Origin of the sequence: Pseudomonas sp. FDAARGOS_380 (assembly GCF_002591235.1) — a bacterium.
GTDB classification, from domain to species: domain Bacteria; phylum Pseudomonadota; class Gammaproteobacteria; order Pseudomonadales; family Pseudomonadaceae; genus Aquipseudomonas; species Aquipseudomonas salmasensis.
In genome coordinates this window covers 922,702-945,772 of record NZ_CP023969.1, presented here as the reverse complement: position 1 = coordinate 945,772, position 23,071 = coordinate 922,702, and the positions used below count along the sequence as shown (strand labels likewise).

Below are 23,071 nucleotides of genomic sequence, written 5' to 3'. Positions count from 1 at the left end.
GACTAACCTGCGGTCGGATCATCATGACACAAGCCTTCGGCCAAACATAACCGGGGCACTCGGAATACGACTATTGCTGCCTTTTGCCTTTCCTTTTGTAGGAGCGAGCTTGCTCGCGAAAATCGTCAACGATAACGCGGGACGCCTGGCGCTCAGCGGCGCTCTCAGGTTTTTCGCGAGCAAGCTCGCTCCTACAAAAGCGCATTGATAGGCATAAGGTATAGGGACAATAGACGACGGTGGTTGTTCTGGATCTTTCGAAGTAGGACAATTGTCGGCTTCCCGACATCATCAGCGATATTGAATGGCCTTCCTCGCACTCGGTATTAACCACAAGACTGCCTCCGTAGACGTGCGCGAGCGCGTGGCGTTTACGCCAGAGCAGTTGGTTGAGGCCCTGCAGCAGCTCTGCCGGCTCACCGACAGCCGCGAAGCTGCGATCCTTTCGACCTGCAATCGCAGCGAGCTCTATATAGAGCAGGAACATCTTTCAGCCGATGTCGTGCTGCGCTGGCTGGCCGATTATCACCATTTGAGCCTCGATGACCTGCGCGCCAGCGCTTATGTGCATGAAGAGGATGCGGCAGTTCGTCACATGATGCGCGTGGCGGCCGGTCTCGACTCGCTGGTATTGGGCGAACCGCAGATCCTCGGCCAGATGAAGTCCGCTTACGCCGTGGCCCGTGAGGCCGGCACCGTCGGCCCGTTGCTGGGCCGCCTGTTCCAGGCCACCTTCAATTCCGCCAAGCAAGTGCGCACCGACACGGCCATCGGCGAAAACCCGGTGTCCGTGGCCTTTGCCGCCGTGAGCCTGGCCAAGCAGATCTTCAGCGACTTGCAGCGCAGCCAAGCCCTGCTGATCGGTGCCGGGGAAACCATCACCCTGGTGGCCCGTCACCTGCACGACCTTGGCGTGAAGCGTATTGTGGTCGCCAACCGCACCCTGGAGCGCGCCAGCATTCTGGCCGAGCAGTTCGGCGCCCATGCGGTGCTGCTGTCGGACATTCCCGCTGAACTGGTACGCAGTGATATCGTCATCAGTTCCACCGCCAGCCAGTTGCCGATTCTTGGCAAGGGCGCGGTCGAAAGCGCATTGAAGCTGCGCAAGCACAAGCCGATCTTCATGGTAGATATCGCCGTTCCGCGGGATATCGAGCCCGAAGTCGGCGAGTTGGACGACGTTTACCTCTATAGCGTCGATGATCTGCACGAAGTCGTCGCCGAAAACCTCAAGAGCCGTCAGGGCGCCGCCCAGGCCGCCGAGGAAATGGTCAGCACCGGCGCTGAAGATTTCATGGTGCGCCTGCGTGAACTGGCGGCAGTGGATGTGCTCAAGGCGTATCGTCAGCAGGGCGAACGCCTGCGTGATGAAGAGTTGCTCAAGGCCCAGCGCATGCTGGCCAACGGCAGCGGCGCCGAAGAGGTGCTGATGCAATTGGCCCGTGGCCTGACCAACAAACTGCTTCACGCCCCTAGCGTCCAGTTGAAAAAGCTTACCGCCGAAGGCCGCCTCGATGCGCTGGCCATGGCCCAGGAACTCTTTGCCCTCGGTGAGGGCGCGTCAGACAGCTCTTCGGATAAAAAACCGCAATGAAAGCGTCACTGCTCAATAAACTGGACGTGCTCCAGGACCGTTTCGAAGAACTGACCGCCTTGCTCGGCGATGGCGAGGTCATTTCCGATCAAACCAAGTTCCGCGCTTATTCCAAGGAATACGCCGAAGTTGAGCCCATTGTGGCCACCTATAAAAACCTGCTGAAAGTTCAGGCCGATCTTGAAGGCGCCCAGGCCCTGCTCAAGGACAACGACCCGGACATGCGCGAAATGGCCGTGGAAGAAGTCCGCGAAGCCAAGGAAAAGCTCGCTGAGCTTGAGGGTGACTTGCAACGCATGTTGCTGCCCAAGGACCCTAACGACGGGCGCAACGTGTTCCTCGAAATCCGCGCCGGCACCGGTGGCGACGAGGCGGCGATTTTCTCCGGCGACCTGTTCCGCATGTATTCGCGTTATGCCGAGCGTCGTGGCTGGCGCGTGGAAATTCTCTCTGAGAACGAGGGCGAGCACGGCGGCTATAAAGAAGTCATCGCCCGGGTTGAGGGCGACAACGTCTACGGCAAGCTGAAGTTCGAATCCGGTGCGCACCGCGTGCAGCGGGTGCCGGCGACAGAATCCCAAGGCCGTATCCACACCTCGGCGTGCACCGTGGCCGTGTTGCCTGAGCCGGACGAACAGGAAGCCATCGAGATCAACCCGGCGGATTTGCGCGTCGACACCTACCGCTCATCCGGTGCGGGTGGCCAGCACGTTAACAAGACCGACTCGGCGATCCGTATCACTCACTTGCCGTCGGGCATTGTGGTGGAGTGCCAGGAAGAACGTTCCCAGCACAAGAACCGTGCGCGGGCCATGTCCTGGTTATCGGCCAAGTTGAACGACCAGCAGACCAGCGCCGCGGCCAACGCGATTGCCAGCGAACGCAAGCTGCTGGTGGGCTCCGGCGACCGCTCCGAGCGTATCCGCACCTACAATTTTGCCCAGGGCCGGGTTACCGACCATCGGGTCAACCTCACCCTGTACTCCCTCGACGAAATCCTTGCCGGTGGCGTGGATGCGGTGATCGAGCCGTTGCTGGCCGAATACCAGGCCGATCAACTGGCGGCGATAGGTGACTAAATGACCATCATTGCCAGCCTGCTGCGCGCCGCTGACCTGCCCGACTCGCCGACAGCGCGCCTGGACGTGGAGTTGCTGCTGGCCGCTGCCCTGGGCAAATCGCGCAGTTACCTGCATACCTGGCCGGAAAAAATCGTCAGCAGCGAAGATGCCCTGACCTTTGCCAGCTACCTGCAGCGCCGCCGCAGCGGCGAGCCGGTGGCGTATATCCTCGGCCAGCAAGGTTTCTGGAAACTCGACCTGGAAGTGGCACCGCACACGCTGATCCCGCGCCCGGAAACCGAGCTGCTGGTGGAGGCCGCCCTGGAATTGCTGCCCGCCACGCCCGCCCAGGTCCTGGACCTGGGCACCGGCAGCGGCGCCATCGCCCTGGCCTTGGCCAGCGAACGCCCGGCCTGGCAGGTCACGGCGGTCGACCGCGTGCTGGAGGCCGTGGCCCTGGCCGAGCGCAATCGCCAACGCCTGCACCTTCATAACGCCACGGTGCTGAGCAGCCATTGGTTCAGCGCCCTGCAAGGCCACCGCTTCGACCTGATCATCAGCAACCCGCCCTACATTGCCGACAATGACCCGCACCTGGTGGCCGGTGATGTGCGCTTCGAGCCGGCCAGTGCGCTGGTGGCGGGGCACGATGGCCTGGACGATTTGCGCCTGATCATTGCAGAGTCTCCTGCTCACCTGAACGACGGCGGCTGGCTGTTGCTCGAACACGGTTACGACCAGGCCCAGGCCGTGCGCGACTTGTTGCTGAACCAGGGCTTTGAAGGCGTACACAGCCGCATCGACCTCGGCGGTCACGAACGCATCACCTTGGGGCGCCGCCCGTGCTGACCGACCAGGAGCTGTTGCGCTATAGCCGGCAGATTCTGTTGCAGCATGTGGACATCGACGGCCAATTACGCCTGAAGCAGAGCCGCGCGTTGATCGTCGGCCTGGGTGGCCTGGGCGCTCCGGTGGCGCTCTACCTGGCCGCTGCTGGGGTGGGCGAATTGCACTTGGCGGATTTCGATACGGTCGATTTGACCAACCTGCAACGCCAGATCATCCATGACACTAACAGCGTGGGGCAGACCAAGGTCGAGTCGGCCATGGGGCGCCTGAAGGCGATCAACCCTGAAGTCACCCTGGTCGCCCATCGTGCTGCGCTGGATGCCGACTCGCTGGCCGCTGCGGTCAACGCAGTGGACCTGGTGCTCGATTGCAGCGACAACTTCTCTACCCGCGAGGCGGTCAACGCGGCCTGCGTAACCGCTGGCAAACCGTTGATCAGTGGCGCGGCCATTCGCCTTGAGGGGCAATTGTCGGTATTCGACCCCCGTCGCGCCGACAGCCCCTGTTACCACTGTTTGTATGGGCACGGCAGCGACACGGAACTGACCTGCAGCGAAGCCGGCGTCGTCGGGCCGTTGGTGGGGGTGGTTGGCAGCCTGCAAGCGCTGGAAGCGTTGAAACTGCTGGCCGGTTTTGGTGAGCCGTTGGTGGGGCGCTTGTTGTTGATCGATGCGCTGACTACGCGTTTTCGCGAGTTGCGCGTCAAGCGCGACCCAGGCTGCAGCGTCTGCGGGACACAACATGGTTAAGGGCGCGCCTATTGGTGTGTTCGATTCCGGCATCGGCGGCCTGACGGTGCTGGAAGAAATCCAGCAGTTGTTGCCCCACGAGTCGCTGCTGTACGTGGCGGACTGCGGGCACATCCCCTATGGCGAGAAAACCCCGGCGTTCATTCTTGAGCGTTCTCGCTCTGTCGCTGAGTTTTTCCGCGAGCGGGGCGCCAAGGCGTTCGTGATTGCCTGTAACACGGCAACCGTCGCCGCCGTCGCCGATTTGCGCCAGGACTACCCCGACTGGCCGTTGGTCGGCATGGAGCCTGCGGTCAAACCTGCTGCTGCTGCCACGCGCAGCGGCGTGGTGGGTGTGCTTGCCACCACCGGCACCCTGCAAAGCGCCAAGTTCGCCGCCTTGCTCGATCGCTTCGCCACCGATGTGCGCGTGATTACCCAGCCGTGCCCAGGCCTGGTGGAGTTGATTGAAGCCGGCGACCTGAATAGCCCCGCCTTGAGCGCCCTGCTGCAAGGCTATATCGAGCCGCTGCTCAGCGCCGGTTGCGACACCATCATCCTGGGTTGCACCCATTATCCCTTCCTCAAGCCACTCCTGGCGCAGATGCTGCCCCCCAGCATCATCCTCATTGATACCGGCGCCGCCGTGGCGCGTCAGCTCAAGCGCTTGCTCGGTGAGCGCGACCTGCTGGCCGCTGGCGAACCTGAACCTGCACAGTTCTGGACCAGCGGCGACCCGTATCACCTAAGAAATATCCTACCGACACTTTGGAAGCATCCTGGAGTTGTGCGAAGCTTTGGCTCGTGAAAATTTCGTGAAATAACACTGAAAAAAGCTGAACTTCCGGCTATGCGTCGGCTTCTATAGCCCGTTAGCCTGTACACAACCCAATTATTCCGTTTGCAAAGGATGTTTCACATGAAGCGCTTGTTCTGTTTGGCTGCGATTGCGGCCGCTATGTTGGGACACTCTGTTTCAGCCCAGGCCGCTGGCCTGGAGTTCGGCTTGGGGAGCACCAGCGATTCGACGCTGACCTACCGCCTGGGCCTGACCTCCGATTGGGACAAAAGCTGGATGCAGAGCAATGTCGGCCGACTGACCGGCTACTGGAGCGGCGCCTATACCTATTGGGAAGGGGATGACCGTGCAGGCGCCAGCAGCCTGTCGTTCTCGCCGGTATTTGTGTATGAGTTTGCCGGCGAGTCGGTCAAGCCCTACATCGAAGCCGGTATCGGCGTGGCGTTGTTCTCCCGCACTCGGCTGGAAGACAACAACATTGGCCAGTCTTTCCAGTTCGAAGACCGCCTGGGTTTCGGCCTGCGGTTCAACGGCGGGCATGAAGTGGGCATCCGTGCCACGCACTATTCCAACGCCGGCATCAGCAGCAATAACGATGGGGTAGAGAGCTACTCGCTGCACTACACCATGCCGTTGTAATGCACTGTAGGAGCGAGCTTGCTCGCGAAGAACTTCAACGATAACGCAGCGAATCGGGTTTAACGCGGCGCTCTCAGGTTTTTCGCGAGCAAGCTTGCTCCTACAACATCAGCGGTAGGCCGTGGTAATCCCTTCGCGTTCTTCAAGGCATTCCGGCGCCCCCATCTCGAACTCCCGGCAAATCAACGGCCGCAACTCATAGATCGTGCACATCATCGTGTCGCGGTCCAACGCTGCGCACCAGCCGTCGTCCAGGCGCAGCATCACTTCACCCCCCCAATCGTCGGTATCGATAAAACGTTGCGGCACGCCAGTGTCGGTGATCAGCATGACTTCCAGCTGGCAGCAACAGGCCGCGCACGTCGAGCAGGTGACGGGTTCGGTGATTTGAATGTGAGGGATGTTGGTCATAGGCGCGCAGTGTAAGGCAAGTGCGCTAGACGTGTATGAATGCTCGGACGGGCGTCAATGCTCCAGCCTCTGCGCAATCCTGTGCAACAGCGGAAAGAGCATGGCCCATAACAGCGCCAGGCCGATCAGTGTTGGGAGGGGGGCGTACCCAAAACTCACACCCGCCAATTGGCTGCCGGCGTAATAAGACAACGGCCCGCCCACTGCGCCCAGCAGGCTGGCCAGCCACCAGGGCTGTGCGCTCCAGGCCAGGCAATGGCGCAAGGTGGTGGACAGCAAGGCCCATAACAGTATCAGCCACAGCGGAATCAGCGGCCCCGGTGTATTGAACTCAAACACGCCAAGCCCACGCAATGCCGTATCGACCAGTGTGCCCAGCACCGTCACGGCCAGAATCACTTGCCCCTCCCTGGCCCAGGAACTTATCCACAGCAGCTGCGCGCCCAGCGCCGCGATGCCGATCAGCAGCCAACCGCTATCGCCACCGAGCACGCAGGCAAACCAGCCGCACTGAAACAGCACGGCGTTGGCCAGGGATTTAAGCACTGAAACGCCCGAGCAGCGGTGGATTGATGGCCGCCGGTTTGGCCAGCAGCAATTGCGCGGTGCCGATGGTGCGCTCCATAAAGCCGCCTTCGCAGTAGCACAGGTAAAACTCCCACAGGCGCAGGAAGTATTCGTCATAACCCAGCTCCGCAAGACGGCCATGGGCGCGGCGAAAGTTTTCATGCCACAGGCGTAGGGTGCGGGCGTAGTGCAGGCCGAAGTCTTCCATGTGCAGCAGGTTCATGTCGGTGTCGCGGCTGACGATCTGCAGCATGTTTTGTACACAGGGCAGCGCGCCGCCGGGGAAGATGTAGCGCTGGATAAAGTCGACGCTACGCTTGGCCTGTTCAAAGCGCTGTTCACGAATGGTGATGGCTTGCAGCAGCATCAAGCCGTCGGGCTTGAGCAACTGGGCACATTGTTTGAAATAGGTGGGCAGGAAACGATGGCCCACCGCTTCAATCATTTCGATCGACACCAGTTTGTCGTACTCACCGGTGAGGTCGCGATAATCGCTCAGCAGCACCGTCACTTGGTCTTGCAGGCCCAGCGCCTCAATACGCTGCGCGGTGTAGGCGAACTGTTCCTTGGACAAGGTCGTAGTGGTGACCCGGCAACCGTAGTGCTGCGCGGCATACAACGCCATGCTGCCCCAGCCGGTGCCGATCTCCAGCAGATGGTCGCTGGGCTTGAGCGCCAGTTTCTGGCAGATGCGCGCCAACTTGTTCAGTTGGGCTTGCTCAAGGGTGTCATCAGGCGTGAGGAACTGCGCCGCCGAGTACATCATGGTGGGGTCGAGAAATTCTTCGAACAGGTCGTTGCCCAGGTCGTAATGGGCGGCGATATTTTTTTGCGAGCCTTTGCGCGTGTTGCGGTTGAGCCAGTGCAGGCCCTGGGTGAACGGCCGGGCCAAGCGAGCGAGGCCACCCTCCATGGCGTCGAGCACCTCCAGATTGCTGACCATCACCCGCACCACGGCGGTGAGGTCGGGGCTGGTCCAATAACCATGGATAAACGCTTCGCCAGCGCCGATCGAGCCATTGGCGGCCACCAGGCCCCAAACCGCCGCGTCGAGAATCTGGATCTCGCCCAGCAGGTGCGCTTCCCGTGCGCCGAAGACTTGCCGCTCGCCATCCTCGATGATCACCAACTGGCCATGGCGCAATTGGCTGAGCTGGCGCAACACGCCTTTGCGCAACAGCGCAGCGGTCATGCCGTTGACGTTCAGGCGGTTAGCCTTGACCGATAAGCTAGGGGATTTCATGGTGGCGATCCTTGGTATACCCGACTGCGGTGCGAGAGGCGCCATCGGCGCCCTGATGGGAAAAAATCGGTGTGCGTTTGAGCAGCAGGCGCAAGGCTTGCCAGTAGATCGCAAGGCCGGTCTTGGCGGTCATCCAGGGAAAGCGCCATAAATAGCGATGCAGGCTGGCGCGGCTCAGTGCCTGTTTTTCCAGGCTCAAGGTGGCGTCGAAGACTTTTTGCGTGCCCTGCCAATCGGCCATGTGCACGCCGAGCCGGGCGGCGGGCGGGCTGAAACTCATGCGGTATTCCAGGTCGCGAGGCAAAAATGGCGACACATGGAAGGCCTTGGCCACGGCGAAGTGCTGGTGCTCGTCGGCGCCCAGTGCCTGGGCGGGCAGCACGTAGTGATAGCGCTCGCGCCATGGGGTGTTGGTCACTTCACACAGGATCGCGGCCAGTTGCCCGTCAGCCTCGAAGCAGTAGAAGAAACTCACCGGGTTAAAAGCCAGGCCCCAACTGCGGGCCTGGGTCAGCAGGCAGATAGCGCCCTGGGGTGTTTGCCCCAGGGCCTTGCCGACTGCGTGGCGCACGGCATCGCTCAGGCTCATGCCGTGGCGCGTGAATTCACGCAGGTAATCCTGCTGGCGGAAACCGAAGGGCGCCAGGCGCCCCGTGCCGGCCAGCGGCGAGAGCCCCAGTACTTCATCCTCTTCGCTGAGGTCCAGGTACAACAGGCCGATGCGGTAGCGAAAGGCGTGGGCCCTGGGCATAAACCGCCGATGGGCGATCCAGCCGCTGTACAGGGCGCTGTTCACAGGGTTTCCCCAAAAGCCTGGGCCACACGCAGGGCACTGACCACGCCATCTTCGTGAAAGCCGTTGGCCCAGTAGGCCCCGCAGTAAAAGGTATTGCGCACGCCGTGCAATTCTTCCCAGCGTGCCTGCGCCGCCACTGCGGCCAGGCTGTATTGCGGATGGGCGTAGGTGTAGCGCGCCAGGATCTTCAGCGGGTTGATCATCGGCGTCTGGTTGAGGCTGACGCAAAAGGTGGTGGCGCTGTCGATGCCTTGCAGGATGTTCATGTCATAGGTGACGGCGGCCTGTTGTTGCGTGTTGCCTGCCAGCCGGTAGTTCCAACTGGCCCAGGCCAGTTTGCGGTCGGGCAGCAGGCGCGTGTCGGTGTGCAGCACCACGTCGTTGGCGGCGTAGGGCAGGGCACCGAGGATCTGCTGTTCGGCCTGGCTGGGGTCATCGAGCAAGGCCAGGGCCTGATCGCTGTGGCAGGCGAATATCACGCGATCAAAGGTTTCGCTGCCGGCCGGGCTGTGGATAACCACACCCTCGTCGGTGCGTTGCACCTTATGCACAGGGCAATTGAGCCGTATCTGTTCGCGAAAGCTGCGGGTCAGCGGCTCGATATAACGGCTGGAGCCGCCTTCGATCACGCACCATTGCGGACGGTTGCTCACCGAGAGCAAGCCGTGGTTCTTGAAGAAACGCACAAAAAATTGCAGGGGGAACTTGAGCATATCGGCCAGGGACATCGACCAGATGGCCGCGCCCATCGGCACGATGTAATGCCGGATAAACCTGGGGCCATAGCCGCCAGCGGTGAGGTAATCGCCCAGGGTCATGTCGGCGCTGATGCGCTGCTCCTGCAAGTCCAGCGGCGCCTGGCGATTGAAGCGCAGGATATCGCGCAGCATGCCCCAGAACCCCGGCGACAGAATATTGCGGCGCTGGGCAAACAGGCTGTTGAGGTTGTTGCCGTTGTACTCAAAGCCGGTGCTTTGGTCGCACACCGAAAAGCTCATCTCGGTGGGTTTGAACTTGACCCCGATTTGCTCCAGCAGGCGGATGAAGTTCGGGTAGGTCCAGTCGTTGAACACAATGAAACCCGTGTCCACCGCATAGCTTTTGCCGTCGACCGTCACGTTGGCCGTATGGGTATGCCCGCCAATGCAGTCACTGGCCTCGAACAGCGTAATGTCGTGGCGACGGCTGAGCAGGTAGGCGCTGGTCAGCCCGGCGATGCCGCTGCCGATAATGGCGATCTTCACAGGTCGTCCTTCTTCGGTGGCGGGCTGCGCAGCATGCGTTTGCCGATGATCAGTTGCGCGCGGTTGGGCAGCTTCGACAGCGGCCACAAGGTGGCAATGAACATGGCCGGAAAGGCGATTTCCAGCGGGCGTTTTTCCAGCTTGGCGAAGATGTGTTTCGCCGCTTTGTCGGCCGGCCAGCTCAAGGGCATGGGGAAATCATTGCGTTCGGTCAGCGGCGTGTCGACAAAGCCCGGGCTGATCACGGTGACGTCGATGTTTTCCGGCGACAGGCCGATACGCAGGGATTCGAACAAGTAACGCAGGCCGGCCTTGGACGCGCCGTAGGCTTCGGCGCGGGGCATGGGCAGGTAGGTCACGGCGCTGGCCACGCCCACCAGATGCGGGGTACGCCCGGCGCGCAACAGCGGCAGCGCGGCCTCGATGCAATAACTGCTGGCCAGCAGGTTGGTGCGCACCACGTGCTCGATGATCGAGGCGTCAAATTGCCGGGCGTCCACGTATTCGCAAGTGCCGGCGTTGAGGATCACGGTGTCCAGTGAACCCCAGACCTCGCTGATACGCTCACCGATCTCGCGCACGGTCTGGCTGTTGGTCAGGTCGCCGGCCACCACCAGCACCTGGCCTGGATAACGAAGGGCTAGGGCATCCAGTGGGCCTTGGGTGCGGGAACTGAGGGCCACGTGGGCGCCGCTGTCGAGCAACTCCACGGCCAGCGCGGCACCGATACCACTGCTGGCGCCGGTCAGCCAGTAACGACGGGGCGGTGTAAGGCTCATCCCATTCTCCTTTTCAGCCAACGAATAACGCGACCCAGTAGGGGGACATGTTCATAGAGCAGGGCGCCGGCATCGAAATAGTCGCGATGGCGGTAAACCGTGTCGTGCCACATCAAATGGGAACAGCCTGGCACCTCGATCACCTGGCCGCCGGCCAGGCGTGGGTGACGAAAACGCATAGTCCAGCGCAGGTAGCCTTCGCCTTCGGCCACTGCATCGAAGCCGTGGAAGTCAAAATCCAGCTGGCTGACGTTGCTGTACAAGTCGGCAAAGTAGCGCCGCAATGCGGGCAGGCCCTGGACTTCATGCAGGGGATCGGCAAAGGCGATGTCCTCGCTGTACAGGCTGCCAAGCAGGTGCAGGTTGTGCTTGTCCAGTGTGGCGAAGGTGTGGGCGAACTGGCGCAGGAAGTCACTCATGTTCGGCCATCTCCTGTCGCGAAGGCAGCCGGCGAAAAGCGGCCAAGGCGCGCTCGCGGGACTGTTTCAAATCGACGATGGCACGCGGGTAATCTGCCACGCCGAGCAGGCCGCCAGCCGCTTCGGGGTTGTGCACTTGTTTTTTATTCAGTGCGGCCAGCTCCGGGAGCCAGCGTTTGATGAACACGCCGTCGCCGTCGAATTTTTCCGATTGGCTCAGTGGGCTGAATATCCGGAAATACGGCGCCGAGTCGGTGCCGGTGGACGAGCTCCACTGCCAGCCGCCGTTGTTGGCTGCCAGGTCGCCGTCGATCAGGTGGCGCATAAAGAAGCGCTCACCTTCGCGCCAGTCGATCAGCAGGTTCTTTGTCAGGAACATCGCCACCACCATGCGCAGGCGGTTATGCATCCAGCCGGTTTCCAGCAGTTGGCGCATGGCCGCGTCGATGATCGGCAAACCGGTGCGCGCCTGTTGCCAGGCGGCCAGGTCCTCGGGCGCCTTGCGCCAGGCCAGCGCTTCGGTTTCGGGGCGAAACGCGCGGTGGCGGGAAACCCGAGGGTAGCCCACCAGAATGTGTTTATAGAACTCGCGCCACAGCAGCTCGTTGATCCAGGTGATGGCGCCGATGTCGCCGCTTTCGAACTCGCCCTGGTTGGTTTGCAGCGCGGCGTGCAAGCACTGGCGCGGCGAAACCACACCGGCGGCCAGGTAGGCAGAAAGCTGACTGGTGCCGGGCTTGGCCGGGAAGTCGCGTTCATCCTTGTAATAGCTGATCTGCTGATCGGCGAAGGCATCGAGGCGACGGCGCGCTTCGTCTTCACCCGCTGGCCAGAGGGCACGCAAGGTTTCGCTGGGTGTCGGGAACCCTTCGACTGCTGTCGGCACAGGGTCGCTCTTCACGCCAAGTTCGGCCTGGGCTTTTGGCGTCGGCACCACGCGGGGCAGGGCGCTGTGCAGGCGGCTGTAGCAGACCTTGCGGAACTGGCTGAACACCTGGAAGTAGGTGCCGGTCTTGGTCAGCACGCTGCCCGGCTGGAAAAACAGTTGGTCCAGGTAGCTGTGGAAGGTCACACCGTCCGCTTCCAGGGCCTGGGCCACGGCGCTGTCGCGGCGGCTCTCGTGAATGCCGTATTCCTCGTTGACGTGTACCGACTCCACCGACAGCTCGCGGCACAGTTGACTCAGCACCGTCGGCGCCTGGTCCCAGGTCGCAGCGTGGCGGATTAACAGCGGGATGTTGAGGTTGCCCAGCGCCTGGCTCAGGTGCTGCAAGTTGCGCAGCCAGAAGTCGACTTTGCACGGCGCGTCATCATGCGCCTGCCATTGCTCGGGCGTGATCAGGTAAACAGCCGCGACGGGGCCGCGCTGGCACGCGGCAGCCAGGGCAGTGTTGTCGTGCAGGCGCAAGTCGGTGCGCAGCCAGATCAGATGCATTTAGACAATTCCACGCTGGATCAATAATTGATGGGCTGACAACAGGTCCTCGGCCACGGACAACTCAGGGATGTCCTGGGTTAATACGCCCAACTCGGCGTGGTGGATGCACACCGTTGGTCCGGCAATCACGGTTGGGCAACTAATGCCGCCCAACAGTTTGCTGAGTGCCGGCACCTGCAGGGCCTTGCTCGAATACAGCAGCACCGCACGCGGTTGCAGGTGTTCCACCGCCAGGGCGAGTTCGCCGACCGGCAGCGGCCAATCGAACACTTCCACCGGGCAATCGGCACTGCTGGCCAGCCAGGCGCTGAGCCACAGGTGCGGTTCCAGGGGCAGGTCGGAATGATTGACCAGCAACAGCGGCGCGCCGTGGAGTTGACGATTGTTGTGATAGATCCGTGCGCCGAACTTGCTGCGCAACCAGGACAGGAAAAACACCCGCTCCATCTGCGCGCCGAACTGGCCCTGCCAGCGCTGTTCCAGCTCGTTGAGCAGCGGCAGCATCAATTGCTCGCACAAGGTGCGCGGCGGGTAGAGCGCCATGGCCTGGTTGAACGCGTCATCGACCCGGCGCTCGGCCAGTTCACTGATGGCACTCACCAAGTGCTGGCGCAGGCTCTGCCACTCGTTTTCCATCGGCTCCGGGTTGCCTTGGGCGGAGTCGATCAGCCCCTTGACCTGGCTGACCGGCACGCCGCGATTGAGCCAGGTGAGGATGGCCTGGATGCGTTGCACATGTTCGGCGCTGAACAACCGATGCCCTTTGGGTGTGCGCTGGGGCACGATGAGGCCATAGCGGCGCTCCCATGCACGCAGCGTCACCGCGTTCACGCCGGTCTGGCGCGCCACTTCGCGGATCGGCAACCAGCCGTTTTCCAGGGCCAGGGCGAGGTCTTCGCCGGGTTCGTCGAGCAGGGCAGGTTTCATGGGTTAGATCGCATTACGCAGGCTGAGGTTTTCCGGGTGCGGTTGCAGGTAGGCCTGCTGCGCGATGTAGCGGTCCGGGTGTTGGCGAAAGTGGTGCTTGAGCAGGGTCAGCGGCACCACCAGCGGCACGATGCCGTGGCGGTATTGGCCGATAACGGTCTGCATTTCCTGTTTGTCATCGGCACTGATGGCCTGCTTGAGGTAGCCACTGATGTGTTGCAGCACATTGGTATGGGTGCCGCGCGTCGCGCATTTTTTCAGGCCCGCCATCAGTTCGCTGAAATAGCCGTCGGCCAACGCTTGCAGGTCAATGCCCTTGCCCATGCTGCCGAGCAAGTGGCCCAGGCTTTTGTAATGTGCCGGGCTGTGGGCCATCAGCAGGTACTTGTAGCGCGAGTGAAACGTCAGCAAGCGGTGACGGGTGAGGCCGTCGGCCAGCAGTTGCTGCCAACTGGCGTACACGAATACGCGGGTAAGGAAGTTTTCCCGCAGCACCGGGTCGTTCAGGCGACCGTCTTCTTCCACCGGCAGGTTGGGGTGGCGAGCACAAAACGCCTGGGCGTAAATGCCGCGCCCGCCACCGTCAACGGGCGTGCCGTTGTCGCGGTACACCTTGACCCGCTCCAGGCCGCAGGACGGTGACTTCTGCATGAAGATGTAGCCGCACAGGTCGGTGTGTTCCCGGGCCATTTGCTGGCCGTAATCGTCCAGTGGCTGCGTGACATTGAGCGCAGGGTTTACGCTGCCCACGGCCTGCGGATGGTCAGGGTCCCCGACCAGGCGGATCGCTTGCCGAGGAATGCCCAGGCCGATGGCAACTTCAGGGCACAGTGGGACAAAATCGAAATATTCACTGAGGGTCTGGCTGCACAGCAGGGACTGCTTATGCCCGCCGTTGAAGCGCACGTTCTCACCCAGAAGGCAGGCGCTGATGGCGATCTTCGGTTTCACGTGGCTGGACATAAGCAAACCTCTGCAAGAATCCTGTACAAGCCACAAAGCTTGTACAACTAAATCTCATCATAGGCTCGATGTTGTACAAGTCAAATAATTTGTACAGGTTTGTGCGGGTGCGTTATTTCCAGCCGATTTTCCAGTCTTCAGCGTTTTTCAACGTCTCCCAGGGCAGGCGTTCGGCGCGCCGGGTGAGGACGGCTTGCAGTTCGATGTCCAGCACCGTGCCCTCGTCGTCACGGAACAACTCGGTGACCAGGAAGTGTTTTTCCTTGTGGCGCGGATGGGCTGCCGTCCATTTTGACAGCAGCAGTTTGGCGGGGTTGATGCGGTTCATTGCAGGTGCTCGATCAAGCGTCGCGCGGCTTCCTGGCCACTGAGCCAGGCACCTTCCACCCGACCGGACAGGCACCAGTCGCCGCAGACGAACAAGCCCAGGTCGGCGTCGGCCAGCACACCGAACTCATGGCTGCTGGAGGGGCGTGCGTAGAGCCAGCGATGCGCCAGGCTGAACGACGGCGCGGGCATGGCGCTGTGCAGCAATTCGGCAAAGGCGCCGTGCAGGTGTTCGATCACTGCTTCCTTGGGCAGGTCCAGGTGGGCCTTGCTCCAGGCGCTGGTGGCGTGCAGTACCCAGGTGTCGAGGGTGGTGTCGCGCCCGGGTTTACTGCGGTTGCGCGCCAGCCAGTCGAGGGGGCTGTCTTGCACGAAGCAGCCCTCCATCGGCGTATCCAGGGGCTTGTCGAACGCCAGGGCGATGGCCCAGGTCGGGTCCATTTTCACCCCGGCGGCGGCGCTCGCCAGCTTGGGCGCAGCGGCCAGCAGGGCGGTGGCTTGCGGAGCCGGCGTGGCAATGATCACGTGACTGAAGGGGCCGTGATTGCCGCCGTCCGCGTCCAGCAGGTTCCAGTGCTGCGTACCCTGGAAGACTTCGGTGATGCGGCAACCGAACTCCACTGGCAAGTCGTCGAGCAGTGCGCGGGTGATGGCGCTCATGCGCGGCGTGCCCACCCAGCGGATCTGCTCATCGGGGGAGGGCGTCAGTTGCCCGGACTTGAAGTTATACAACTGCGGCTTCCATTGCTCAGCCCAGCCGTTGCTCTGCCAGCGCTGCACTTCGTTGACGAAGCGCCGGTCGCGGGCGGTGAAGTATTGGGCGCCCATGTCCAGCGCGCCGGCGTCGCTGCGCTTGCTGGACATGCGGCCACCGCTGCCGCGGCTTTTATCGAAAAGTTGTACTGCGTGCCCGGCGTCTTGTAACGCTCGGGCGGCGGAGAGACCGGCGATGCCGGTACCAATGATCGCGATGGGGACAGTCATGGGAGGCCTCGTTTTACCGTTGGGTACAGACTACGCCGACACCAATAGCTGTACAATATTGTTTTTTGGTATAAGTTTTGGCGTGCCTGATTGTGTGGCGTGACCTATGGTTAAGCTAAGGCTTAAACCCCCGTCACGCTCAAATATCAAATTGATCCCTGCTTATAAAATAGACCAGTGAGCGGCGGCGAACGTTACATGAGGAGAGTCCCATGCATATTTTGCTGACCGGCGGTACTGGCTTGATCGGTCGCCAACTCTGCAAGCACTGGCTCGCACAAGGGCATCGCCTGACCGTATGGAGCCGGCAACCGGAAACGGTCGCCCAGCTGTGTGGTGCACAGGTGCTCGGGGTGGCGCGTTTGCAAGAGGTGATTGGCGCGGTGGACGCGGTAGTCAACCTGGCAGGCGCGCCTATCGCCGACCGGCCTTGGACCCACAAGCGCAAGGCATTGCTGTGGAACAGTCGCATTCACCTCACCGAAACCTTGCTGGCCTGGATGGAAAGCCTGGAGCAAAAACCGGCGGTGCTGATCTCCGGTTCTGCGGTGGGCTGGTACGGCGACGGCGGCGAGCGCGAACTGACCGAAGCCAGCGGCCCGGTGCAGGATGATTTCCCCAGCCAGTTGTGTATCGCCTGGGAGGAAACTGCCCAGCGTGCCGAAGCCTTGGGCATTCGTGTGGTGCTGGTGCGTACGGGGTTGGTGCTGTCTGCCGAGGGCGGCTTTTTGTCGCGCCTGCTGCTGCCGTTCAAACTGGCGCTGGGCGGGCCGATTGGCAACGGGCGGCAGTGGATGCCCTGGGTGCATATCAAGGATCAAATCGCCCTGATTGATTTTCTTCTGCACAAGCAAGACGCCAACGGTCCTTATAATGCCTGCGCGCCACACCCGGTGCGCAACCGCGAATTTGCCAAGACCCTGGGCCAGGTGCTGCACCGCCCGGCGTTCATGCCGATGCCGGCATTTGCGTTGAAGGTTGGCCTGGGTGAGTTGTCCGGCTTGTTGCTGGGCGGGCAAAAGGCTTTGCCTGAACGGCTGCAGGCCGCAGGTTTCACTTTCCAGTTCACTGAGTTGCGTGCGGCTCTGGACGACTTGTCCAGCCGCCTCTAAAGATAGGATGTTGCATGACCGATCACGCGTTGTTACTGGTCAACCTGGGTTCGCCAAAGTCCACTTCAGTGGCCGATGTGCGCAGCTACCTCAATCAGTTCCTGATGGACCCTTATGTGATCGACCTGCCGTGGCCGGTGCGGCGCTTGCTGGTGTCGCTGATCCTGATCAAGCGCCCCGAGCAATCGGCCCATGCCTATGCATCGATTTGGTGGGACGAGGGTTCGCCGCTGGTAGTTTTAAGCCGCCGCCTGCAACAGCAAATGACCGCGCAGTGGACCCAGGGCCCGGTGGAACTGGCGATGCGTTACGGCGAGCCGTCCCTGGAAACGGCCCTGACACGCCTGGCCGCCCAGGGTATTCAAAAAATCACATTGGCGCCGTTGTACCCGCAGTTTGCCGACAGCACCGTGACCACGGTGATAGAGGAAGCCAAGCGAGTGGTGCGCGACAAACGACTGAATGTGCAGTTTTCGATCCTGCAACCGTTCTACGATCAGCCTGAGTACCTGGATGCGCTGGCGGCGAGTGTGCGCGCTTATGTGGAGCAGGATTACGATCACTTGCTGCTCAGTTTCCATGGTTTGCCTGAGCGTCACCTGACCAAGCTCGACCCCACGGGCCAGCACTGCTTCAAGGACGCCGATTGCTGCAAGAATGCATCCCCCGAGGTGCTTGCCACTTGTTATCGCGCGCAGTGCTTCAGCGTGGCGCGGGACGTGGCCGCGCGGTTGGGTTTGCCGGAGGGTAAGTGGTCGGTGGCGTTCCAGTCTCGCCTGGGTCGGGCCAAGTGGATCGAACCCTACACCGAGGCGCGCCTTGAGGCATTGGCCCAGCAAGGCGTGAAGAAGCTGTTGGTGATGTGCCCGGCGTTTGTCGCCGATTGCATTGAGACGTTGGAGGAAATTGGTGATCGCGGTCGTGAGCAATTTCGTGAAGCGGGGGGCGAGGAGTTGGTGTTGGTGCCTTGCCTGAATGATGAGCCGCAGTGGGCGGCGGCGCTTAATACCCTGTGCGAACGGGCGCCGGTTGCCTTGTAATCGAGGCCTGGGGTGAGCCAACTGTGGGAGCTGGCTTGCCTGCGATGGCGGCCTGCCAGCCGACGCCCATCTACCTGGCACCCCAACGATCCAACCGTGGGAGCTGGCTTGCCTGCGATGGCGGCCTGACAGCCGACGCCCAGCTACCTGACACCCCAACGATCCTACTGTGGGAGCGGGCTTGCTCGCGAAGGCGGCCTGGCAGTCAACACAGTTGGATTGTGTACATATCCATTGCTGCGGTAACGGCTGCTTAGGGTTCCGCTCTGACAGCGGGTCACTTTTGGAAGGACCCAAAAGTAACCAAAAGGTCCTCGCCCCACCACTCGGCACCTCGCCTAGGCTCGGTGTGCCCGAACGCAGGCTTGAATCCGTGGGCCGCCGCCACGCGCCATCCATGGCGCGGGGCGGCTAACCCGGCGTCCTGCCGGGTTACCCACGAATTCAAGCCTGCGTTCGGCCAGCGTGGTTTGACGGGGCGCCTGAGATCAAAAGCAGATCAAGATCAAGAGCGGCTCGCTTCGCATCGTGGTTACCGTTGATTGCGACAGCGTTGTGTCGATATCTATGGTCATCGCAGGCAAGCCAGCTCCCACCATTTGACTGTATTTACAGATTAAGGGTCAGGCTAACCGTGAAGTTGCGCGGCTCGCCGGGGTTGACCCAATAGTTGCTATAAGACCGCTCGTAATACTTTTCATTGAACAGGTTGTTGAGGTTCAGCCCCACCGTCACGTTCTGCGTGGCCTTGTAATGGGCCAGCAAATCCACGGTGTGGTAGGCGGGCAGTTCGAAGCCTGTGCCGGCTTCGCCTGAGCGGTCACCCACATAGGTGAACGCTGCGCCCAGGTCTGAGCCACGCAGTGCGCCGTCCTGGAATTCATACACGCCCAACACACTGCCGCTGCGCTTGGCCACGCCGAGGATGCGGCTGCCCGTAGGAATGGTTTTGTCGCCCTTGGTCACTTCGGCGTCGATGTAGGCCAAGGCGCCGATCACGCGTACGGCATCGGTCACTTGCCCGGTTACTTGCAGGTCGAACCCCTGGCTACGGGCCTTGCCCATGGCGCGGTTGAGGTTGGTCGCCGGGTCGAGGGTCAGCACGTTTTCCTTTTCGATATGAAAGGCCGCAAGCGTGGCGCTGAGGCGGTCGTCAAACAGCTCGCTTTTGATTCCCACCTCGTAACCCACGCCTTCTTCGGGCTTGAAGGACTTGCCGCCAGCATCCAGGCCGCTATTGGGCTTGAACGAGGTGGAGGCGTTGGCAAATACGCCGACTTCTGGCGTGAGCTGGTAGAGCAGGCCGGCGCGCTGGGTGAAGGCGTCGTGGGTTTGGCGGCTCTTGGCGTGGTTGCGGGTGAAGTCGTCGGTGCTTTGTTCGAAATGCTCGAAGCGCGCACCGATCATGCCGCGCAGGCGGTCGGTGAAGATGATCTGGTCCTGCAGGTTCAATGCGTGGCTTTTGGTCTGTTCGAAGACGTCGGTGCCGGAGCGTGTGCCGTTGGGTTTGGGCTGGCCGTACACCGGCTTGTAGATGTCGATGGGGTAGTCGCCAGCGATCGCCGTCACGCGCTCTTTCTTGCGGTAATCCTCGTATTCGGTACCAATCAACAGTTCGTGTTGCCAACTGCCGATATCGAACACCCCGCGCAGTTCCAGCTGGGTGATGCTGTCGTGCCAACCGGTGGAGCGTTCACGGTAGCGGCGGTTGACGCTGTGGCCGTCTGGGTTCAGCGCACGGCTTTCCGACGCATCGCCCCACAGGCTGCCTTGCTTGTAATGGCTGGCCAGGCGCAGTTTCCAGGCGTCGTTGAGGTGGTGTTCCAATGCCGCCTGGATGCGGTTGTTGTGGTTGCGGATATTGCCGTCGTTGGGCTCGCCGAGGAAGGTGGAATGGGACATGCCGGTATTGGCGACGATGCCTCGGTCGAAGGTGGAACTGTGGCGCACGAACTCGCTTTCCACCAGCAGGGTGGTGTCCGGGTCTAACTGCCAACTGAAAGAGGGCGCGACGAACACGCGCTTGGCGTCGACGTGATCGCGAAAGCTGTGGTTGTCTTCAACGGCCAGATTCACTCGCGTCAGCACGCGCCCCTCGCTGTCCAGCGGCGTATTCACATCCAGCGCGGTGCGGTAGCGGTCCCAACTGCCGGCACTGGTCTGCAGCGTGGTGAAGGCCTCGGGCTGGGGTTTCTTGGTGACGATATTCACCGTGCCGCCGGGATCGCCACGCCCATAGAGGCTGGCGGCGGGGCCCTTGAGCACTTCGATGCGCTCGATATTCGCTGCGTCCGGGGTGCTGGGGTAACCACGGTTGGCGCTGAAACCATCCTGGTAGAACTCGGACGTGGTGAAGCCGCGCACGCTGTATTCGTAGAGGGTCAGGCCGCCGAAGTTGTTTTGCTTGGACACACCGCCGGCAAATTCCAGGGCGCGCTCCACGCTGGTACTGCCCAAGTCCTTGAGCACCGTGGCCGGAATCACGCTGATGGATTGTGGGATGTCGCGCAAAGCCGTGTCGGTCTTGGTCGCACTGGCAGAGCGGGTGGCACGGTAGCCGTCGACTGGGCCGGTGGCGGATTCATAGGCGTCGGAGGTGACGCTGATGGTGTCCAGTTCCAGGGTGTTTTCTTCGGCGTAGGCAGGGTCGAGCAGCAAACCCAGGGCCAGGCCGGCCAAGGGCACAAACTTTCGAGACGACATGATAGAGCGTTCCAATAGCGATATTGAAACAATATAACATGACTAATGAGAATGAATCGCTAAGAAATATGGCCTTACAAGCGCCCGCGAACGGGCGCTTGGGTCGCGACGGTTATTGCTCTTCTTTCACCGGCGCGGTCGCCGGTGGTGGGCGCAGACCGATTTCTGCCGACAGTTTGATCTCCTTGCCGTTGCGCATCACCAGGATCGCCACCTTGTCGGTTGGCTTGATCCGCGCCACCTGGTTCATCGACTTGCGCCCATCACCCGCTGGCGCGCCGTCGATGCTGAGGATCACATCGCCCAGCTGCAGGCCGGCTTTCTGCGCCGGGCCGTCGCGGAAAATCCCCGCTACCACGATGCCTGGACGTCCGGTCAGGCCAAATGACTCTGCCAGTTCCTTGGTCAAGGGCTGTACTTCAATGCCCAGCCAGCCACGAATCACCTGGCCGTGTTCGATGATCGACTTCATCACTTCCATCGCCAGCTTCACCGGGATCGCAAAACCAATGCCCTGTGAACCGCCGGACTTGGAAAAAATCGCGGTGTTGATGCCGGTCAGGTTGCCATTGGCGTCCACCAGCGCACCGCCGGAGTTGCCAGGGTTGATCGCCGCGTCGGTCTGGATGAAATCTTCGTAGCTGTTAAGGCCCAGCTGGTTGCGCCCGGTGGCGCTGATGATGCCCATGGTCACCGTCTGGCCCACCCCGAACGGGTTGCCGATGGCCAGCGCCACATCGCCCACGCGCAAACCGTCGGAGCGGCCGAGGGTGATGGCCGGCAGGTTCTTCAGATCAATCTTGAGTACCGCCAGATCCGTTTCCGGGTCGCTACCCACCACGCGGGCCAGTGTTTCGCGGCCGTCACGCAGGGCCACCACGATCTGGTCAGCGCCAGTGGTCACGTGGTTATTGGTGAGGATGTAGCCTTCAGGGCTCATGATCACACCGGAGCCGAGGCTGGATTCCATACGGCGCTGCTTGGGGCCGTTGTCACCGAAATAGCGGCGAAATTGCGGGTCTTCAAACAACGGATGCGCGGGTTTGTTGATGACCTTGGTGGTGTACAGGTTGACCACCGCCGGAGCGGCGATGACCACAGCATCGGCATAGGTCACCGGACCCTGCACCACCGTGTTGGTCTGCGGTGCCTGTTGCAGGTTCACATCCAGTGTGGGCAGGCCCACCCACTGGGGATAACGCTGGATAATCAGCATCGCGATCAGCACGCCAGCCAACAATGGCCATCCAAAAAAACGCAGTGCCTTGAGCATCAAGTAAGTCCTGACAGGTTGCAGGGGGCGGGAGAGCGCCCATAATGTCGCGCATTATACGAGGCTGTGACGCCTGCGAACGGGATATTTAGGAGTCTTTTATGGCCGTGCCCCTTACTACCCTCGTCGAGGAAGCCGACCGCTACCTCGGCAGCGCCAAAATTGCCGATTACTGCCCCAACGGCCTGCAGGTCGAGGGCCGGCCCCAAGTGATGCGCATCGTCAGTGGCGTGACCGCCAGCCAAGCCCTGCTGGACGCCGCCGTCGAAGCCAAGGCCGACCTGGTGCTGGTGCACCACGGTTACTTCTGGAAGGGCGAAAACCCCTGCATCACCGGCATGAAGCAACGCCGCCTCAAAACCCTGCTCAAGCATGACATCAGCCTGCTGGCCTACCACTTGCCCTTGGACCTGCACGCCGATGTCGGCAACAACGTGCAACTGGCTCGCCACCTGGACATCACCGTCGAAGGCCCGCTGGACCCCGGCAACCCCAAAGTCGTCGGCCTGGTCGGCTCCCTGGCCGAGCCCCTGTCACCCCGCGACTTCGCCCGCCGCGTGCAGGACGTGATGGGCCGCGAACCGCTGCTGATCGAAGGCAGCGAAATGATTCGCCGCGTCGGCTGGTGTACCGGTGGCGGCCAGGGCTACATCGACCAGGCGATTGCCGCCGGTGTCGATTTGTACCTGAGCGGTGAAGCGTCCGAACAGACCTTCCACAGCGCCCGGGAAAACAACATCAGCTTCATCGCCGCCGGCCATCACGCCACCGAACGTTATGGCGTGCAGGCGTTAGGCGACTACCTGGCGCGGCGCTTTGCCCTGGAGCACCTGTTCATCGACTGCCCCAACCCGATCTAAAGCACAGCGCTGAACACGGTGGGGTGTGGCTTGCCTGCGAGAATCGTAGGTCTCCACACAACTCGATCAACGGTAACCACGATGCGAAGCGAGCCGCTCTTGATCTTGATCTGCTTTTGATCTTGATCTCAGGCGCCCCGTTAAACCACGCTGGCCGAACGCAGGCTTGAATTCGTGGGTAACCCGGCAGGACGCCGGGTTAGCCGCCCCGCGCCATGGATGGCGCGTGGCGGCGGCCCACGGATTCAAGCCTGTGTTCGGGCACACCGAGCCTAAGCGAGGTGCCGAGTGGTGGGGCAAGAGCCCTTTTGGTTA

23 protein-coding genes are annotated in these 23,071 nt (G+C 61.7%); 9 read left to right on the top strand and 14 right to left on the bottom strand.

All coding sequences use genetic code 11. The features are described from left to right. Positions 1–304: 304 nt before the first annotated feature. From hemA to CRN80_RS04590, 6 genes are all read left to right on the top strand, one after another. Positions 305–1,594, top strand: coding sequence for a glutamyl-tRNA reductase (gene hemA, locus CRN80_RS04615; RefSeq protein WP_003188356.1), 1,290 nt, complete (start codon positions 305–307; stop codon positions 1,592–1,594). Continuing rightward, complete coding sequence (gene prfA, locus CRN80_RS04610) at positions 1,591–2,673, top strand: peptide chain release factor 1 (protein WP_044271404.1); 1,083 nt, start codon at positions 1,591–1,593, stop codon at positions 2,671–2,673. The genes hemA and prfA overlap by 4 nt, the downstream gene beginning before the upstream one ends. Beyond that, complete coding sequence (gene prmC, locus CRN80_RS04605) at positions 2,674–3,504, top strand: peptide chain release factor N(5)-glutamine methyltransferase (RefSeq protein WP_003188360.1); 831 nt, start codon at positions 2,674–2,676, stop codon at positions 3,502–3,504. Beyond that, positions 3,498–4,253 carry a molybdopterin-synthase adenylyltransferase MoeB gene (locus CRN80_RS04600; RefSeq protein ID WP_098949625.1) on the top strand — a complete coding sequence of 252 codons (756 nt, stop codon included), beginning with the start codon at positions 3,498–3,500 and terminating at the stop codon, positions 4,251–4,253. The genes prmC and CRN80_RS04600 overlap by 7 nt, the downstream gene beginning before the upstream one ends. Continuing rightward, positions 4,246–5,040: a glutamate racemase gene (murI, locus tag CRN80_RS04595; protein WP_098949624.1), complete on the top strand. Its 795-nt coding sequence runs from the start codon at positions 4,246–4,248 to the stop codon at positions 5,038–5,040. The genes CRN80_RS04600 and murI overlap by 8 nt, the downstream gene beginning before the upstream one ends. A gap of 111 nt (positions 5,041–5,151) precedes the next feature. Further along, positions 5,152–5,670 (top strand): acyloxyacyl hydrolase, encoded by a 519-nt coding sequence (locus CRN80_RS04590; protein ID WP_014716838.1) that lies wholly within the window; start codon positions 5,152–5,154, stop codon positions 5,668–5,670. A gap of 108 nt (positions 5,671–5,778) precedes the next feature. Here the strand turns inward: CRN80_RS04590 and CRN80_RS04585 are convergent, their stop codons facing one another. The 12 genes from CRN80_RS04585 to CRN80_RS04530 all read right to left on the bottom strand — a co-directional run bounded on the left by CRN80_RS04585 (position 5,779) and on the right by CRN80_RS04530 (position 15,768). Next, positions 5,779–6,081 (bottom strand): YkgJ family cysteine cluster protein, encoded by a 303-nt coding sequence (locus tag CRN80_RS04585; RefSeq protein WP_003188364.1) that lies wholly within the window; start codon positions 6,079–6,081, stop codon positions 5,779–5,781. A gap of 54 nt (positions 6,082–6,135) precedes the next feature. After that, positions 6,136–6,627: a DUF2878 domain-containing protein gene (locus CRN80_RS04580; RefSeq protein WP_098949623.1), complete on the bottom strand. Its 492-nt coding sequence runs from the start codon at positions 6,625–6,627 to the stop codon at positions 6,136–6,138. After that, positions 6,620–7,891 carry a cyclopropane-fatty-acyl-phospholipid synthase family protein gene (locus CRN80_RS04575; RefSeq protein WP_020302482.1) on the bottom strand — a complete coding sequence of 424 codons (1,272 nt, stop codon included), beginning with the start codon at positions 7,889–7,891 and terminating at the stop codon, positions 6,620–6,622. Before CRN80_RS04575 ends, CRN80_RS04580 begins: the two co-directional genes overlap by 8 nt. Beyond that, the gene (locus CRN80_RS04570; protein ID WP_098949622.1) at positions 7,878–8,687 is read right to left on the bottom strand and encodes a DUF1365 domain-containing protein; all 810 of its coding nucleotides are present in this window, start codon (positions 8,685–8,687) and stop codon (positions 7,878–7,880) included. Before CRN80_RS04570 ends, CRN80_RS04575 begins: the two co-directional genes overlap by 14 nt. Next, positions 8,684–9,931 (bottom strand): NAD(P)/FAD-dependent oxidoreductase, encoded by a 1,248-nt coding sequence (locus CRN80_RS04565; RefSeq protein ID WP_032893652.1) that lies wholly within the window; start codon positions 9,929–9,931, stop codon positions 8,684–8,686. The genes CRN80_RS04570 and CRN80_RS04565 overlap by 4 nt, the downstream gene beginning before the upstream one ends. Further along, positions 9,928–10,710 (bottom strand): SDR family oxidoreductase, encoded by a 783-nt coding sequence (locus CRN80_RS04560; RefSeq protein ID WP_032893651.1) that lies wholly within the window; start codon positions 10,708–10,710, stop codon positions 9,928–9,930. The genes CRN80_RS04565 and CRN80_RS04560 overlap by 4 nt, the downstream gene beginning before the upstream one ends. Beyond that, on the bottom strand, positions 10,707–11,129 hold the full coding sequence (locus tag CRN80_RS04555; protein WP_098949621.1) for a nuclear transport factor 2 family protein: 423 nt from the start codon (positions 11,127–11,129) through the stop codon (positions 10,707–10,709). Before CRN80_RS04555 ends, CRN80_RS04560 begins: the two co-directional genes overlap by 4 nt. After that, on the bottom strand, positions 11,122–12,564 hold the full coding sequence (phrB, locus tag CRN80_RS04550; protein WP_098949620.1) for a deoxyribodipyrimidine photo-lyase: 1,443 nt from the start codon (positions 12,562–12,564) through the stop codon (positions 11,122–11,124). The genes CRN80_RS04555 and phrB overlap by 8 nt, the downstream gene beginning before the upstream one ends. Next, entirely contained in the window at positions 12,565–13,494 is a 930-nt protein-coding gene (locus CRN80_RS04545) for a MerR family transcriptional regulator (RefSeq protein ID WP_098949619.1), read from the bottom strand. 3 nt (positions 13,495–13,497) lie between these two features. After that, positions 13,498–14,457, bottom strand: a complete 960-nt coding sequence (locus CRN80_RS04540) for a DUF523 and DUF1722 domain-containing protein (RefSeq protein ID WP_098949618.1) — start codon at positions 14,455–14,457, stop codon at positions 13,498–13,500. 112 nt (positions 14,458–14,569) lie between these two features. Next, complete coding sequence (locus CRN80_RS04535; protein ID WP_044271430.1) at positions 14,570–14,785, bottom strand: TIGR02450 family Trp-rich protein; 216 nt, start codon at positions 14,783–14,785, stop codon at positions 14,570–14,572. After that, entirely contained in the window at positions 14,782–15,768 is a 987-nt protein-coding gene (locus tag CRN80_RS04530) for an NAD(P)/FAD-dependent oxidoreductase (RefSeq protein ID WP_014716849.1), read from the bottom strand. Before CRN80_RS04530 ends, CRN80_RS04535 begins: the two co-directional genes overlap by 4 nt. 212 nt (positions 15,769–15,980) lie before the next feature. On the opposite strand from CRN80_RS04530, the gene CRN80_RS04525 reads away from it, so the two are divergent. Both CRN80_RS04525 and hemH read left to right on the top strand, forming a co-directional pair. After that, a complete protein-coding gene (locus CRN80_RS04525; protein ID WP_032893645.1) occupies positions 15,981–16,880 on the top strand; it encodes a TIGR01777 family oxidoreductase in 900 nt (299 codons plus the stop codon). Positions 16,881–16,894: 14 nt separating this feature from the next. Beyond that, a complete protein-coding gene (hemH, locus tag CRN80_RS04520) occupies positions 16,895–17,920 on the top strand; it encodes a ferrochelatase (protein ID WP_032893644.1) in 1,026 nt (341 codons plus the stop codon). 609 nt (positions 17,921–18,529) lie between these two features. Here the strand turns inward: hemH and CRN80_RS04510 are convergent. Together CRN80_RS04510 and algW are read right to left on the bottom strand one after the other, a co-directional pair. Next, positions 18,530–20,623 carry a TonB-dependent siderophore receptor gene (locus CRN80_RS04510; protein ID WP_098949617.1) on the bottom strand — a complete coding sequence of 698 codons (2,094 nt, stop codon included), beginning with the start codon at positions 20,621–20,623 and terminating at the stop codon, positions 18,530–18,532. Between the two features lie 112 nt (positions 20,624–20,735). Next, entirely contained in the window at positions 20,736–21,896 is a 1,161-nt protein-coding gene (algW, locus tag CRN80_RS04505; RefSeq protein WP_003188388.1) for a Do family serine endopeptidase AlgW, read from the bottom strand. Between the two features lie 101 nt (positions 21,897–21,997). Here algW and CRN80_RS04500 point away from each other — a divergent pair, with 101 nt between their 5' ends. Continuing rightward, complete coding sequence (locus CRN80_RS04500) at positions 21,998–22,756, top strand: Nif3-like dinuclear metal center hexameric protein (protein ID WP_032893642.1); 759 nt, start codon at positions 21,998–22,000, stop codon at positions 22,754–22,756. Positions 22,757–23,071 lie beyond the last annotated feature (315 nt).

Excerpts from the sequence above, each read along its gene's own strand:
- algW (WP_003188388.1), bottom strand. The coding sequence starts at position 21,896 with ATGCTCAAGGCACTGCGTTTTTTTGGATGGCCATTGTTGGCTGGCGTG.
- CRN80_RS04590 (WP_014716838.1), top strand. The coding sequence starts at position 5,152 with ATGAAGCGCTTGTTCTGTTTGGCTGCGATTGCGGCCGCTATGTTGGGA.
- CRN80_RS04560 (WP_032893651.1), bottom strand. The coding sequence starts at position 10,710 with ATGAGCCTTACACCGCCCCGTCGTTACTGGCTGACCGGCGCCAGCAGT.
- hemA (WP_003188356.1), top strand. The coding sequence starts at position 305 with ATGGCCTTCCTCGCACTCGGTATTAACCACAAGACTGCCTCCGTAGAC.
- CRN80_RS04530 (WP_014716849.1), bottom strand. The coding sequence starts at position 15,768 with ATGACTGTCCCCATCGCGATCATTGGTACCGGCATCGCCGGTCTCTCC.
- CRN80_RS04540 (WP_098949618.1), bottom strand. The coding sequence starts at position 14,457 with ATGTCCAGCCACGTGAAACCGAAGATCGCCATCAGCGCCTGCCTTCTG.
- prmC (WP_003188360.1), top strand. The coding sequence starts at position 2,674 with ATGACCATCATTGCCAGCCTGCTGCGCGCCGCTGACCTGCCCGACTCG.
- murI (WP_098949624.1), top strand. The coding sequence starts at position 4,246 with ATGGTTAAGGGCGCGCCTATTGGTGTGTTCGATTCCGGCATCGGCGGC.
- CRN80_RS04545 (WP_098949619.1), bottom strand. The coding sequence starts at position 13,494 with ATGAAACCTGCCCTGCTCGACGAACCCGGCGAAGACCTCGCCCTGGCC.
- hemH (WP_032893644.1), top strand. The coding sequence starts at position 16,895 with ATGACCGATCACGCGTTGTTACTGGTCAACCTGGGTTCGCCAAAGTCC.
- CRN80_RS04575 (WP_020302482.1), bottom strand. The coding sequence starts at position 7,891 with ATGAAATCCCCTAGCTTATCGGTCAAGGCTAACCGCCTGAACGTCAAC.
- prfA (WP_044271404.1), top strand. The coding sequence starts at position 1,591 with ATGAAAGCGTCACTGCTCAATAAACTGGACGTGCTCCAGGACCGTTTC.
- phrB (WP_098949620.1), bottom strand. The coding sequence starts at position 12,564 with ATGCATCTGATCTGGCTGCGCACCGACTTGCGCCTGCACGACAACACT.
- CRN80_RS04510 (WP_098949617.1), bottom strand. The coding sequence starts at position 20,623 with ATGTCGTCTCGAAAGTTTGTGCCCTTGGCCGGCCTGGCCCTGGGTTTG.
- CRN80_RS04585 (WP_003188364.1), bottom strand. The coding sequence starts at position 6,081 with ATGACCAACATCCCTCACATTCAAATCACCGAACCCGTCACCTGCTCG.
- CRN80_RS04535 (WP_044271430.1), bottom strand. The coding sequence starts at position 14,785 with ATGAACCGCATCAACCCCGCCAAACTGCTGCTGTCAAAATGGACGGCA.
- CRN80_RS04525 (WP_032893645.1), top strand. The coding sequence starts at position 15,981 with ATGCATATTTTGCTGACCGGCGGTACTGGCTTGATCGGTCGCCAACTC.
- CRN80_RS04500 (WP_032893642.1), top strand. The coding sequence starts at position 21,998 with ATGGCCGTGCCCCTTACTACCCTCGTCGAGGAAGCCGACCGCTACCTC.
- CRN80_RS04555 (WP_098949621.1), bottom strand. The coding sequence starts at position 11,129 with ATGAGTGACTTCCTGCGCCAGTTCGCCCACACCTTCGCCACACTGGAC.